Origin of the sequence: Aestuariivivens sediminicola (assembly GCF_022662015.1) — a bacterium.
GTDB classification, from domain to species: domain Bacteria; phylum Bacteroidota; class Bacteroidia; order Flavobacteriales; family Flavobacteriaceae; genus Aestuariivivens; species Aestuariivivens sediminicola.
On sequence record NZ_JAKMCM010000001.1, the window covers coordinates 651,786 to 665,810 of the forward strand.

A 14,025-nucleotide genomic window follows, 5' to 3' on the forward strand; every position below is an offset into this window, starting at 1 on the left:
CTAACTGGAAAACCTTTGGTTTTATTTAATACCGGGTTTATGAACCAAAAAGTCATTTTGTATGATAATAGCCTTATTTTTACCCTGTTTTGAAAACCAAACCTCTGTGATCGCAAATACGCTTAAAGCTCATTTGGCCTTATTGGGTGCAAATCTCATTTACGGCTTCAATTATATTATTGCAAAGGGTATTATGCCGCATAAAATAAATGCCTCTGCATTTGTATTTATACGCCTTTTTTGTGGCACCATCCTGTTTTGGATAGTTAAGTCTGCCATAAAAGAAAAAGTGGCCAAAAAGGATATGCTTCGCTTAGTGCTTTGTGGTCTGTTGGGCGCTGCCGCCAATCAGTTGCTGTTTTTTAATGGCCTTAGCCTCACCTCACCCATAGATGCCTCTATTATAATGACCTCCACGCCCATCTTGGTGCTGGCATTTAGCGCCCTTATTCTAGATGAAAGATTGACTTATTTCAAACTATTGGGTACAATGCTTGCAGGTGTCGGTGCCATAGTCTTAATTGTACATGGGAATCGATCGGCCGGTACAAGTTCACTCCTGGGGAATATGCTTGTTTTCTTGAATGCCACAGCTTATGCCCTGTATTTGATAACGGTAAAACCACTAATGAAAAAATATAACCCACTCACCTTGATCAGCTGGGTATTTTTATATGGTTTTATTTTTATGCTGCCCTTTGGCCTGCCGGAAATTATAACGACCTCTTTTAAGGACTTTACCATCAGCACCATTTTGGCCATTGGATTTGTTGTTGTTTTCACGACCTTTTTCGCGTACCTGTTCAACATATATGCACTTAAGTATGTGTCTCCATCCGTTAATAGCAGCTATATCTACCTGCAACCGGTTGTGAATTTTGTGATCGTGAGTGTATACGCTGCACTTATCACCAACAGCGTGTATTCACAAGATATCGATATCGTAAAAATCATGAGCTGTATTTTGGTAATTACCGGCGTATATTTGGTCAGTAAAACGGGAAGACAGAAGTCCTTACTTTAGATATTGACAACAAATCTAAAAGTTTAGACGTTGTACATTGAAACACTTGAGAAACTTTATTACTTTTACGCGCAAACCCAATCTCTTATGAGTTCTTCTTTTGAAAAACATCAAAGGCGTCGGCTTATCTCTTCCTATTTTTCGGTGGTACTGAGTATTGCTCTGGTCTTGTTTTTACTCGGATTATTGGGTATGCTGGTACTGAATGCGAAAAAAGTTTCTGATCATTTTAAGGAACAGGTGGTATTGACCATTTACTTGAAAGATTCTGCGAAGGAAGTGGAAACAAATCAGCTTAAAACGAGTTTGGCCATGGCAGATTATGTAAAGTCCACCGAATATGTTTCAAAGGAGCAAGCCGCAGAATTTATGAAAGCTGAAAACGGTGAAGACTTTATGGATTTTGTAGGCTATAATCCTTTACAAAATTCAATAGACGTTCATTTAAAAGCGGACTTTGTGACTTCGGAACAATTGGAAAAAATAGCCATTGAGGCTATGAACAAGAATTTTGTCGATGAGGTGAGCTATGATAGCGATTTGGTGAATTTAATGAACAACAATGTTCAGAAAATAAGTTTTTGGGTTTTAATAATAAGTGGCATTTTTACCGTTATCGCTGTTCTACTGATTAACAGTTCCATAAGACTGTCCGTGTATTCGAAACGCTTTACTATCAAAACCATGCAGATGGTTGGGGCTACAAAACAGTTCATTCGCCGACCTTTTGTTTGGAAAAGTGTTCGATTGGGTATCATAGGTGCTGTCCTGGCATTGGCAGGGATGGCCGTGGTCCTGTATTATCTCAACAGAACATTCGTAGAACTAGGACTTTTAAATAACCCCTTATTGATAAGTTTGCTTTTTGTTCTGATTTTTTTGTTGGGTATTGTGATTACCTGGGTAAGCACCCATTTTGCCACGCAGCGATTTTTGAATTTAAAAACAGATGACCTTTACTATTGATCTTACTATTGGTGTTGTAATGATCCCACGATCCTCCTGAACCAACAGCACCTCCTTTTTTTAATTTTAAAAGGCCATTAAGACATCTGTTTTAAATAAAACCGTTACTTTGCAATATGAGCATTAAAGATTATGGGAGAAAAAAAACGTAAAGACAAGGTCAAACCAACCTTTGTTTTCGGTAAGAAAAACTACAAGTTTATGTTTATAGGTTTAGCCTGTATTGCACTGGGATTCATATTAATGTCCGGGGGCGGAAGCGACGATCCCAATGTGTTTAATCCTGAAATCTTCTCATGGCGACGTATACGGTTAGCGCCTACATTGGTGCTCATCGGGTTTGGTATTCAGGTTTATGCGATACTATTAAATCCCGAAAAGGACTGAGTTTGTCCTTTTGGCTCAACGATCAGATTAAATTTTTGGCAAACCGCTCTGCCATTTCCCTTAAGTAGTACGAACTGTTTGCCATGGCATCTTCGATATCCCTGGCGTAATTCATAACCGCATCTGTGTAATGTATTCCCAGCGTTTTTGCCTGATCCGGATCTAAATCGACGGCGCCGCATAAGGCGGCAATTTTAATGCCCTTCACCTCAGCCGAGGCCTTCACGCCTTGAATGGTTTTACCGGACAGCGTTTGTCCATCCAATCGTCCTTCACCTGTAATGATCCAACTGGCATCTTCTATTCCCGTATCAAATTGCGCCAGATCCTTAACAAGGTCAATCCCCGGTTGCAAGGTGCCATTCAAAAACAGCTTTGATGCAATTCCCATACCACCGGCGGCTCCGGCACCTTTTACAGACTGTGCATCGACTCCGAACTGGCGTTTCAGAACAAGAGAAAAACATTTTAAACCCTTATCCAAAAGTTTGATATCATCTTCAGACGCCCCTTTTTGTCGGCCATATACCTGGGCTGCACCATTTTCACCATACAAGGGATTTGTTACGTCACAGGCTATTTTAAATTCAACCTCGTTCAGTTTAGGATGTATTTGAGACATCTCTATTCTGGAAATAGCAGCTAATTGCGCCCCAATGGGTTTCACTTCCCTGTCATTGTTATCCAAAAAGCGATATCCCAAAGCCGTGGCCATACCAATACCGCAGTCATTGGTCGCACTTCCACCAATGCCCAAAAGGATGTGTTTGGCTCCTCTATTTACAGCATCCCTAATTAATTCGCCAGTTCCCAGGGTAGTGGCATTTTTACAATCAAATGTTTCCGGCTTTAGAATCTTTAATCCCGATGCCTCGGCCATTTCAATGAATGCCGTCCTTGTTTTCTCAGAATAGAAGTAAGTCGCCTCAACAGGCTGAAAAAAAGGATTGCTCACCTGAATGTGAAATGTTTCACCATTCAAATAATAATTCACAACTTCAATAGTACCGTCGCCTCCATCCGCCAAAGGTAATTTTATAATAGTAACATCTTCTTTTACCCTTTGTATCCCCTCCTCAACAGCATTGCAAAATTGTCCTGCAGTTAAAGACCCTTTAAACTTATCGGGCGCTATTACAATTCTCATAAATGTAATTTTAGTACTTTTAGTTCTATCAAATATACGTATTATGGAAATTTTAGTAACCCTGGTCATTGTGGTTATCGCGATGGTTGTGGCCGCCTCAAAGTACAAATTCCATCCCTTTTTATCCTTGATTTTAGCTGCTCTTGTTATTGGATTCGTCGGCGGACTTAATGAAGAAGAACTGACCTATGCCCTGACAAGCGGGTTTGGTAAAACCCTGTCGAGCATTGGCATTATCATTGCCTTCGGATCGATTATAGGTGCTTATCTGGAAAAAAGTGGGAGCGCCAAAGCCATGGGTGACTGGGCTTTGAAAACCATCGGTAAAAGTCGGTCGGTACTGGCCATGAATATCACTGGATTTGTGGTTTCCATACCCGTGTATTGCGATTCGGGATTCATTATCCTGTCCTCATTGAATAAAGCTATAAGCAAGCGCACCAAAATACCGATGGTCGTCCTGGCTGTGGCATTAGCAGCAGGATTGTATACGGCTCATGTGTTCGTGCCTCCTACTCCGGGTCCGCTGGCGGCCACTGCGGCCTTAGATGCCGATTTGGGCATGGTTATTATCCTGGGGCTTGCCGTTGCCTTTCCCGTTTCCTTGGTCGGATATTTCTGGTCAAAATTTTTACAACGACGTTACAGTTACAGCCCTGACAACGATAGCCAAAAAACGAAGATAACCGCATCTGAAAATGAAAAACCACCCAAAACCAGGTCTACCTTTATGCCTATAATTATCCCCATTATTTTAATTGCCCTGAAATCGGTTTCCAACTATCCCACCCATCCGTTTGGTGAAGGCCTGGTTTCTAAGATTATTAATTTTATCGGTAACCCGGTAATCGCTCTGTTGGTTGGTGTTTTTCTTGCCTTTACCTTAAAAAAGAAGGTCAAGGAGGCGACGCATTACGACTGGGTGACCAGTGGCTTAAAAGAAGCGGGAATCATTATTCTTATAACCGGAGCGGGAGGTGCTTTCGGTGCTGTTTTACAAGCCACAGGAATTGGCGACATTATCGGGAACACCTTTTCTGATATCAACCTCGGCCTATTTTTACCCTTTTTAATTGCGGCCATTTTAAAAACAGCTCAAGGATCTTCAACGGTATCCATCATTACAACCGCTGCCATTATGGCCCCAGTATTAGAATCTTTCGAGCTGGCTTCACCATTGGGAAGAACATTAACTGTGCTTGCCATAGGTTCAGGAGCCATGACCGTATCGCATCTAAATGATAGTTTTTTCTGGGTCGTAGCTCAATTTTCTGGAATGAATACAGCAACCGCCTTAAAAACCCAAACGGTCTCTACTATGCTTCAAGGGTTTTTTGGAATACTTTTAATCATGACCATTGGTTGGCTATTTATTTGATTCGATTTTTATGCGCCCTGATTATGTTTAGACATCATGATTAGCTATTTTTACCCCATGGATATAATTGATTCGATCATTCTTGGAATCGTTCAGGGGCTCACTGAATTTCTACCGGTTTCGTCCAGTGGACATTTAGAGCTGGGAAAAGCCATTTTAGGTGACCAAACGGTCCCCGAAGAACGTTTACTCTTTACGGTAGTTTTACACTTTGCAACGGCCTTAAGCACCATTGTTGTTTTCAGAAAGGATATCGTTATGCTTTTAAAAGGAGCCTTGAAGTTTAAATGGAATGATGATTTACAGTTCATTATGAAGATCGCAGTTTCCATGATTCCGGCAGTTGTTATTGGTGTTTATTTTGAAACGGAACTGGAACAGCTTTTTGGCGGTCAGATCCTGTTGGTGGGCTTCATGCTCATAGTTACGGCTCTGCTCTTGTTTTTAGCTGATAAATCGAAAAACACCACGAAATCCGTTTCATTTAAAAATGCCTTTGTAATTGGAATTTCACAGGCCATAGCCATGCTTCCCGGCATTTCAAGATCGGGTGCAACCATTTCGACTTCGGTACTGTTGGGAAATGACAAAACCAAGGCAGCTCGATTTTCGTTCTTAATGGTGGTGCCTCTTATATTTGGTAAGATTGCCAAGGATGTTTTGAGTGGTGAAATTTCCGCTGCGAACCAAAACTTTACGGTCTTAAGCATTGGGTTCATCGCTGCTTTCGTCTCAGGACTGTTTGCCTGCACCTGGATGATTGCCTTAGTTAAAAAAAGCAAATTAACGTATTTTGCCGTGTACTGTTTCATTGTAGGCTTAATTGCCATTGGAATTTCCATTTTTAAATAGAACTTAAACTGTGAAGTACAGCGAGGACCATTTCCTATCCGGACACGTATTGCTTATTGATAAGCCTTTAGAATGGACCTCGTTTCAGGTGGTCAACAAAATTCGCTGGGAAATCAGACACCAGTTCAACTTGAAAAAAATTAAGGTTGGACATGCAGGGACCTTAGATCCTTTGGCCACTGGACTCCTCCTGATATGTACTGGAAAAATGACAAAAAACATCAATACCTATCAGGCACAAACGAAGGAATATACCGGCACGATTACTATAGGACATACGACACCATCTTTCGATTTGGAAACAGCCATCACTAAAAGCTTTCCCATCTCCCATATTGATGAGCAACTCATTCATGCCACTGCCAAGACCTTTTTAGGCGACATCGAACAATACCCTCCGTTGTTTTCAGCGGTAAAAAAAGACGGCAAGCGATTGTACGAATTCGCACGAGCGGGCGAGGCCGTGTCTGTTGAAGCCCGGAAGGTAACCATTTCGGAATTCGAAATTCTTAAAATTGATATGCCATCTGAGGCCGATAATGCTTCCATAAATGTTGATTTTAGAGTGGTCTGCAGTAAAGGGACCTACATTCGATCTCTAGCCAATGACTTTGGCAAGGCCTTGGATTCAGGCGCCTATTTATCGGCTCTGAGGCGCACGAAAATTGGAGACTTCACAGTAGATGATGCCATAACGATCGAGGCCTTCGTAGATGCCCTAAAAGACTAAACTGCATTATTTTACGTATATTGGCTTACCAAACCAAATCAAAATAAGACGATTTGCACCTAACAGATCAACATAAAGCCCTACTTATAACGTTTCTTCTTTCCGGAACCGTTGTCCTTTCCGTATTTAATTTGAGCCTGAGAAAACAAAGTGCACGTGTTGCTGAAAGTTATTACATGCTTGAACCGGAAGAAGAGCTTACGGAAGAGGAAATTAAAATTCTGGAAGCCCTTGAACGACTCAATGCCTCGAAAGCAGAAACAAATCAGGCCTTCAATGAATCCCAACAAAGCAAACAATTTGCACAGGCCTATAAACCCATAGCTCCACCTGAAGATTATGTTCCTAAAACCACCGGGTATGTGGATGGTCCCAATACAGCGGCTAAACATTATGAGGAAACCGAGGTCGAAAAAATAAATGATGATGACATTTCTAAATTCAGCAAGGTAAACGAGCTTTTAAAACAGCAGCAAGATGAAGGAAACAATGCGAAAAGCACCATAAGTTTTTCATTAAAAGGCCGCAGTAAGGTCTATATTCCCATACCGGTTTATTTATGTGAAGTCGATGGAAAAATTGTAATTAACATAACCGTGAACGCCGAAGGGAATGTTACGGATACCTATGTTAATTCATCCTCAAATTCGAGTAACCAGTGTTTAATAGAACACGCTTTGGAGTATGCCAGGGAATCGATGTTCAGCCCCGATCCGAGTACACCTTCCCAGATCGGTTCAATTACGTTCTATTTTATTGGCAAAAACTAGGTGTTGAATCACAGAGCATCTGGGTAATATCCTCGATAATATTTTGACCCTTATTATTGTTATACCAGTGCTGTAAATCCGCTTTAAATTCAGGAGTTAACTCCCCATTTTCAGATATAAACCTGTTCACATAGTAGGACGCTTCACTCGGCCTTGGTCCAAAGGTATTTAACACTTCACCTGACAGATCATCGATCATAATGAGTTTAGGGATTGCGCGCTTACCATAGGTCAGAAAGGCATCCATAAGTTCAGGATTTTCATCTCTTAAAACGAGTCGTAAATCAATAGTGTCGCTTAAATCGGCAATGGCATTCAGAACGGGGATGACGTGGGCAGAATCCGGACACCAGCTTTCAGCGATAACCAGCCAGGTCACTTTTTCTCTGAACGATTGGATACGTTTCGCAGTTTTCCCTGAAAGTTTAATTTTCTTATCCCAACGTTTCATTCGGCTATAGTTCAGCTTGGTTTGTTGGATATTGATCTCGGTTTTCTCATCTCCCGTCGTTGACTGTTCATCTGCTAATTGACCGACTAACTCGCGGTACGCCTTATAAGACATACTCTTGCTTAAACTTTTTGCTAATAGCGTATCCATTTTTCTGTTTTATCAATATGGACAAATTTAATATCTTGCCCTAACGAATAAGATGATATTTGTCATGCTTTAGACATTTACCTTGCGAGATACTATGAATACAAAACACAAATGTGCCTGGTGCATTGGAGATCCCTTGTATGAAACCTACCATGACACAGAATGGGGCGTTCCGCTCTATGATGATAGGAAGTTATTTGAATTTTTAACGTTGGAGACCTTTCAGGCTGGTTTGAGTTGGATAACCGTATTGCGAAAACGCGATAATTTCAGAAAGGCTTTTGATGCGTTCAATTATAAAAAAATAGCCGAATACGAGCAGCCCAAAATAGATGCTTTATTACAAAATGCCGATATAATAAGGAATAAACTAAAAATAAATGCGGCTATAACCAATGCGAGAGCCTTTATGAAAATTCAGGAGGATTTCGGTAGTTTTAGTACCTATATTTGGGGGTTCGTTGATGGTAAGCCTATTAAAAATGAATTTAAAAGTCATAAAGAGATACCGGCCAACACCCCTTTAAGCGATACCATAAGTAAGGATTTAAAACAACGCGGATTTAAATTTGTAGGTACGACAGTAGTTTATGCCCACATGCAGGCAACGGGTATGGTGAACGATCATGAAATTGACTGCTTTAGATATCATGAAGTACAGGTATAAAATTTTTATCGTCCTGCTGCTCTGGTTCCAATACAGCGTGCAGGCACAGACCAAAAGAGAATATGAAGTTCGGATAGATGCAACAGCATTTCCTGATACTGCCATGGCCTTATTGAGAGCAATACCTCTAAAGGAGAAACGCCTAAAATATTTTAAAGAAACCAATCATGATAAGGTAAGTTACGAAGCCAAGTTTAAATTTAATAGAAAACGATACAGTGTTGAGTTTAATGAAGCCGGTCAATTGGAAGACATAGAAATCACCATAAAAAAATCAGAGATTCCCGAGACTGCCTTAACTGCCATTGAACAGTATTTGAATGCGCACTGCGATTCGCACCATTTTATCAAAATACAAAAGCAATACCCCCAAAAAGAACCTTTTACGGCACAACAAGTCCTGAAAAACGCATTGCAGAATAACAATAATGGGACTGTAAATTTTGAGATTGAAGTTGATATGATGACCAGAAAGAAACACACGGCCATGGAATATTTATTTAACGCTAAGGGAAGTTTACTTTCTCAACGCATAATTGAGCCCGCTTCATATCAACATGTTCTATATTAAATTTTATCCCTTCCTAATCCTGTTTCTTTATTCTTGTTTAGGCTTTTCACAAGACAACTTTTCACTCTTTTCAGAGCCATCAGTAGCGCTTAATTACGGGGCTTCAAACCGCTACAAGGGTCATTTCTCCTTTAAAGGAAGGGAATACTTATATAATGAGTCTCAGTTTTTTTTAAAGCAGCGCCAATTAGAAATTAATCATTTCTCAACATGGTCATTCCCCAGGGGGCAGAACATAAGTGTTGGTGTTCTTTTTAGGAATAGATCTTGGTTTGAGGCGTCGAGCAATGAGGTACGATTAACTGGACAATTCGGTACCAAGAGCATGCTGAATCATCTGAGAATAGGGCATCGGTTTCGTTTTGAAACGCGGTTTTTTGACACCATTACCATCTTGCGATTGCGTCATCGATTTGCCATTGATTTCGCACTGAACGGAGAAAAACTCGATATTGGTGAAGCCTATTTAATAGCCACAACCGAATTTTTATGGAGCCTGTCGCCCGAAGCTCCTCTTGTTGACAATCGTACGGGTGTTTATTTGGGATGGTACAAAACCATACAAATGAAACTGCAAATAGGACTTGAACATCAATTAAATGGCCTGAACCAACAGCTCACGCATAGCTTATATGTTTTGCCAATGGTTATATTTAATCTGTAATAAACGCTCTGAAATCCTGGTCTCGAGAGCGTAATGTTAGTCTCCTAAACCATCTTTCAGCACGGGATACCCCTATTTTATCACAACTGTTTTGTTCGAGGAGGCACTTTTAATGGCGGCGTCCAAAATTTCCATGACGATCATATTATTTTCAAGTGAGGACAAATCATATGGCGGGAGTTGCATGTCGTCTCGTATGACCGCCTTTAAAAATGAGAAGGGATCATGGTATGGCTTTGGGCGGTCCTCCAGTCTATGGGACTCCTGTTCGAATCCGTCATAACCTTTTGAGTACCGCACTCGAAGATCGTATTTATTATCGGCATATATCACACCTTCCACCCCGTAAATTTCCATATCCTTCCGTCCGATTGGCCAATTCCATGAGGGCTGGATGATCGCATTACCATGATCGTAGGTCAACAGGATAATGGCCTCGTCATCAACCTTGGGATTGTTTTCAGCCTGCAGTTGCTGGGTTATCGCTGTAACTGTATTTGGCTTGGCCCCGTCCATCAACCAGGTGAGCAGATTGGCTCCATAACATCCAAAATCGGTAATCGCCCCGCCGCCATTCAGAGTCGGATCGGTTAACCAGTTCAGAAATTCCTTATTTACACCAATCTTTTTTGGCCCCTTATGTCCATCCCTAACAATAACTTTGCGCAATTCCCCTATGGTATTCTCCTTCAATAGTTGATACGCCTTATGGTTGGTCGGGTACCAGGTGGTTTCATAATTGGTAAGTAATTTAATTTGATGCTTCTTCGCCAGTTTTTCCATGCTTTCGGCATGTTTTAAGCTTACCGCCAATGGTTTTTCAACCATGACATGCACACCCTTCGGAGCACATACTTCAACGATCTGTTTGTGGTCGAATATGGAACCAAAAGCCGTCACAACTTCGGGTTTTACCTCCAAAATCATCTGCTCCAAGGTGTCATAGACCAAAGTCATAGGGTAGCCATAGTGTTCGGAGTACCGTTTGGCCAGGGCTTTATCGGTTTCGACAATACCCACAATTTCAATGTCTTTTCGTTCCATTCCCGAAAGCAGGCCGTGCACATGTGAGTGACTCAGCCCTGCTATTCCTATTTTCAAAGGAGAATCCTGAGCATATCCATGGAAACAGAAAAGTAGCATGTAGCATAACATGCCCGCATTTTTTATCATCTTTGAAAGTGTCATTGGTCAGTACTTTAAATTAAAAACAAGATCCCATTCTTCATGGTTTACGTCCGAGGTATTCAACCGATGTTATCCGTTTGAAAAAAGTCTGATATAGTCGATCTTCAAATAATTTGGCCATTTGGTATCGCCTTCCGGTGCCTCGGTACGCGTTCCATTGTTGAGCACAATATACATGTTTTTTTGAGGCCATCCCGCTATTCCCTTTGCTTCCAGTCGGCGTACTTCTTTACCATCAATATACCAAATGGCATATTCCGAAGTCCATAAAAATCCATATACATGCCATTTATCGGCCTTAAATTTTTTATCAAATTCAGTTATAAAATAGGATGCCCATTTTTGATTCGGCCACGAATCATAGCATAAATGCATCCCCATAAGGTCCGGACCGCGATCATTGCGGTGACCAAAATATTCAAACAGGTCCCACTCCGGACACCAGGACAGGTCTTCGGGAATTAACCATACAGCCGGCCATACCTTTGTTCCCGTCGGAAATTGAGCCTTAAGTTCAAGATATCCCGTATTGAAAAACACTTTATGCATAGACATGACCCACCCCGAACTGTAAGCGAATGATCCTTCCGGACTGCTCCCCTTAATGTTTCGTTTTTGATTGCGTAATACTAAAAGACCATCTTCAATATAAACATCTTCAGGAGTGTAATAGGCGTCATATTTCTCATTCAACAGATAGCGTCCATGAGCTCCGGGGACCATATCGCCGGAAAGCGTATCCTTCAGACCAATAGTCCAAAAGGTCTTATCTAATTCTTGAAATGCATCTTCCCATTGTAAGCTGTAGCCAAGCTCACGGGCCTGATCAGGCAGGGCACCATCTGACCAATGAGCACCGGAAGGTTTAGCCTTACACCCCAATACCAGGCAAAGGCAATATATCGCGAGGAATGGTTTCAATGCCCCTAATCCTTGGCTACACATGTCAAATGCATTTAATTATTTTGTAACACGCCATAGTATTTATACCAAACACCCTATAACACCGCTTAAAGATATTCTAAAAAGGCCGCTCTCGAAATGTCTTCCGCACCCAAACGCTTAAGATGACCGGTGTACACCTGACAATCAATCAGGTTATAATTCGAATTTCGAATAAAAGTAATAAAACCTACCTTACTGGCATTGTTTTCTAAAGCAAACATACTCTCACCACAAAACACCCCGTTGTTCAAATCGATACCATATAGTCCCCCGACCAGTGCGCTGTCTCTCCAGACCTCTATCGATTTGGCATAGCCTAAATCATGGAGCCTGATGTAAGCCGCTATCATCTCGTTTGTAATCCAAGTCCCTTTCTGACCGCTGCGTTCGACTTTGGCACATTGCATGATAACCGCCCTGAAGGCTTTATTAACCGTTACCACCAGATCGGTTTGATTCAGAATTCGTCTCATACTCTTAGAGACCTTCAGATGTTCAGGGAACAGCACAAACCTTGGATCCGGAGACCACCATAATATAGGCTGTCGCGAATCGAACCAGGGAAATATGCCGGATTTGTAAGCCAGTAGTAATCGCTCCGTCGATAAATCGCCCCCTACAGCCAATAAACCCTCGGAAGTCGCCTGATCAACCGGGGGAAACCATATGTCGTCGGTTAAATAATACATGGTATAAACATAAAAACCTCTCAATAGGTAATGAAAGGTTTTTAAGCAAACCCTTCATCAACCCTCCCATTCCTGTTTTTGGAAAAGGATTTATGTGGCTCAGGGTATGCTATTTCTATGGGATTAAAAAGGTAAATCGTCGTGATCGTCCTCGTTTAGGTCACCGGCGGGTTCAAAGGCATCTGCCGGTGGAACGGGTGGTATATCATTCCCTAGGGCTTCCGGTTGTAAAGATTCTATTCTCCAGCCTTGAATACTGTTAAAATATTTCGTCTCGCCCTGAGGATTTACCCATTCCCTTCCTCTTAAATTAATACTGATCTTAACCTGTTGACCAACCTGATAGTTGTTTAAGAGTTCCGTTTTATCCTGTATGAATTCAACCAATACATGCTGAGGATATTGCTCTTCGGTCGTAACAACTATTTCTCTTTTTCTAAACCCATTTGAACCAAAGGTCTGGGTTTCACCAATCATTTTAATGCGTCCTTGAACTTCCATTGTTTCTTATTTATATCTGTTATTTAATTACTCACTTAATAAAATATGCCAGGCACTCTTTACATCCCCGTAGCTTAAATACTTTTGTGCCAGTTTGTGCTTTTCCATGCGTGATGCTTGCCTGAGATGAGGATAACGCTTTACTCTGTCATCAATAAAAGCGGCTACCTCGGCCTTAGTCGGTAAAGACTCGACATTGGCCAACATACCCAAATCGTTCCCCGTTAAAACGGTACTGTGTTTAATATCTTCTGGCAAATTATCGACACCTATCCCTAATGTCGACAGCGGTTTGGGTACCTCAAAAAAGCCCATTTTTGCGCGGCTGTAATAACTTCCCCCTGCTCTGGATACCAAATCCAGTTTTTCCTGGTTAATGGTTAAATCAGAGTTTAAAACCGTATTGTTTATATGAAACTTCAGCACTTCACAAATAATTAAATTTCCAGCACCTCCCTCAGCCCCTAAATGAATGATATCATTAACTTTACACTCAAATTGCACGGGAGATTCTGCAACTCTGAAGGGTTTTACCATTTCAGATGCCAGCATGGTAAATCCTGCTTTTTCAAATTCATTGACACCGCGGGGATATTCGGTACTGCTCAATGACATCTGCTGTACCATATCATAACTAACCACATTGATAACGACCTCTCTAACAGCCTCGACATTGACAAGGGTGTGTTTCACCGTATTATCTCTCACACGGCGTGAAGGCGAAAAGACCAGCACCGGCGGATTCGCACTAAAGACATTAAAAAAACTGAATGGGGAGAGGTTTGGATTACCCTCTTCATCCATAGTACTAGCAAAGGCTATAGGTCTTGGTGCAACAGCACTTAACAAATAACTATGCACTTTTCTCGTTTCTAAAGTATTGGGATCGAATGATGTGATCAACGGCTCTGAATTTCAACAAAAGTAACCAATCTCCTATGGAAC

General features: G+C 41.4%; 17 protein-coding genes. 10 read left to right on the forward strand and 7 right to left on the reverse strand.

Going from position 1 to position 14,025, the window contains the following annotated elements:
• Positions 1-61: 61 nt before the first annotated feature.
• The 3 genes from MR041_RS02855 (at position 62) to MR041_RS02865 (ending at position 2,377) form a co-directional block, all read left to right on the forward strand.
• Positions 62-1,024: a DMT family transporter gene (locus MR041_RS02855; protein WP_242092072.1), complete on the forward strand. Its 963-nt coding sequence runs from the start codon at positions 62-64 to the stop codon at positions 1,022-1,024.
• An 87-nt stretch (positions 1,025-1,111) separates the two neighbouring features.
• The gene (locus tag MR041_RS02860; RefSeq protein WP_242092073.1) at positions 1,112-1,990 is read left to right on the forward strand and encodes a cell division protein FtsX; all 879 of its coding nucleotides are present in this window, start codon (positions 1,112-1,114) and stop codon (positions 1,988-1,990) included.
• Positions 1,991-2,122: 132 nt separating this feature from the next.
• Complete coding sequence (locus MR041_RS02865) at positions 2,123-2,377, forward strand: DUF3098 domain-containing protein (protein ID WP_242092074.1); 255 nt, start codon at positions 2,123-2,125, stop codon at positions 2,375-2,377.
• A gap of 22 nt (positions 2,378-2,399) precedes the next feature.
• On the opposite strand, the gene MR041_RS02870 is transcribed toward MR041_RS02865, so the two are convergent.
• Positions 2,400-3,524, reverse strand: a complete 1,125-nt coding sequence (locus MR041_RS02870) for a glycerate kinase (protein ID WP_242092075.1) — start codon at positions 3,522-3,524, stop codon at positions 2,400-2,402.
• A 43-nt stretch (positions 3,525-3,567) separates the two neighbouring features.
• On the opposite strand from MR041_RS02870, the gene MR041_RS02875 reads away from it, so the two are divergent.
• Genes MR041_RS02875 through MR041_RS02890 form a run of 4 tightly spaced genes read left to right on the forward strand, consistent with a single transcriptional unit; the run spans position 3,568 to position 7,254 of the window.
• Complete coding sequence (locus tag MR041_RS02875) at positions 3,568-4,902, forward strand: GntP family permease (protein WP_242092076.1); 1,335 nt, start codon at positions 3,568-3,570, stop codon at positions 4,900-4,902.
• Between the two features lie 57 nt (positions 4,903-4,959).
• Positions 4,960-5,754 (forward strand): undecaprenyl-diphosphate phosphatase, encoded by a 795-nt coding sequence (locus MR041_RS02880; protein WP_242092077.1) that lies wholly within the window; start codon positions 4,960-4,962, stop codon positions 5,752-5,754.
• A gap of 10 nt (positions 5,755-5,764) precedes the next feature.
• Positions 5,765-6,484 carry a tRNA pseudouridine(55) synthase TruB gene (gene truB / locus MR041_RS02885; RefSeq protein ID WP_242092078.1) on the forward strand — a complete coding sequence of 240 codons (720 nt, stop codon included), beginning with the start codon at positions 5,765-5,767 and terminating at the stop codon, positions 6,482-6,484.
• Positions 6,485-6,537: 53 nt separating this feature from the next.
• Positions 6,538-7,254, forward strand: coding sequence for a hypothetical protein (locus MR041_RS02890; protein ID WP_242092079.1), 717 nt, complete (start codon positions 6,538-6,540; stop codon positions 7,252-7,254).
• Here the strand turns inward: MR041_RS02890 and MR041_RS02895 are convergent.
• Positions 7,238-7,855: a thioredoxin family protein gene (locus MR041_RS02895; protein WP_242092080.1), complete on the reverse strand. Its 618-nt coding sequence runs from the start codon at positions 7,853-7,855 to the stop codon at positions 7,238-7,240. The two genes, MR041_RS02890 and MR041_RS02895, sit on opposite strands and share 17 nt — an antisense overlap.
• Before the next feature lie 94 nt (positions 7,856-7,949).
• On the opposite strand from MR041_RS02895, the gene MR041_RS02900 reads away from it, so the two are divergent.
• Genes MR041_RS02900 through MR041_RS02910 form a run of 3 tightly spaced genes read left to right on the forward strand, consistent with a single transcriptional unit; the run spans position 7,950 to position 9,757 of the window.
• Positions 7,950-8,522 (forward strand): DNA-3-methyladenine glycosylase I, encoded by a 573-nt coding sequence (locus MR041_RS02900; protein WP_242092081.1) that lies wholly within the window; start codon positions 7,950-7,952, stop codon positions 8,520-8,522.
• Entirely contained in the window at positions 8,506-9,093 is a 588-nt protein-coding gene (locus tag MR041_RS02905) for a hypothetical protein (RefSeq protein WP_242092082.1), read from the forward strand. Before MR041_RS02900 ends, MR041_RS02905 begins: the two co-directional genes overlap by 17 nt.
• Complete coding sequence (locus MR041_RS02910; RefSeq protein WP_242092083.1) at positions 9,080-9,757, forward strand: DUF2490 domain-containing protein; 678 nt, start codon at positions 9,080-9,082, stop codon at positions 9,755-9,757. Before MR041_RS02905 ends, MR041_RS02910 begins: the two co-directional genes overlap by 14 nt.
• A gap of 72 nt (positions 9,758-9,829) precedes the next feature.
• Here MR041_RS02910 and MR041_RS02915 read toward each other — a convergent pair whose 3' ends face one another.
• The 5 genes from MR041_RS02915 to MR041_RS02935 form a co-directional block, all read right to left on the reverse strand.
• Positions 9,830-10,945, reverse strand: a complete 1,116-nt coding sequence (locus MR041_RS02915) for a Gfo/Idh/MocA family protein (protein ID WP_242092084.1) — start codon at positions 10,943-10,945, stop codon at positions 9,830-9,832.
• Between the two features lie 69 nt (positions 10,946-11,014).
• A complete protein-coding gene (locus MR041_RS02920) occupies positions 11,015-11,890 on the reverse strand; it encodes a glycoside hydrolase family 16 protein (RefSeq protein WP_242092085.1) in 876 nt (291 codons plus the stop codon).
• Positions 11,891-11,955: 65 nt separating this feature from the next.
• Positions 11,956-12,579 (reverse strand): leucyl/phenylalanyl-tRNA--protein transferase, encoded by a 624-nt coding sequence (gene aat, locus MR041_RS02925; protein ID WP_242092086.1) that lies wholly within the window; start codon positions 12,577-12,579, stop codon positions 11,956-11,958.
• Between the two features lie 123 nt (positions 12,580-12,702).
• Positions 12,703-13,080: a DUF3127 domain-containing protein gene (locus MR041_RS02930; protein WP_242092087.1), complete on the reverse strand. Its 378-nt coding sequence runs from the start codon at positions 13,078-13,080 to the stop codon at positions 12,703-12,705.
• A 27-nt stretch (positions 13,081-13,107) separates the two neighbouring features.
• Entirely contained in the window at positions 13,108-13,980 is an 873-nt protein-coding gene (locus tag MR041_RS02935) for a flavin reductase family protein (RefSeq protein ID WP_242092493.1), read from the reverse strand.
• Positions 13,981-14,025: the final 45 nt, after the last annotated feature.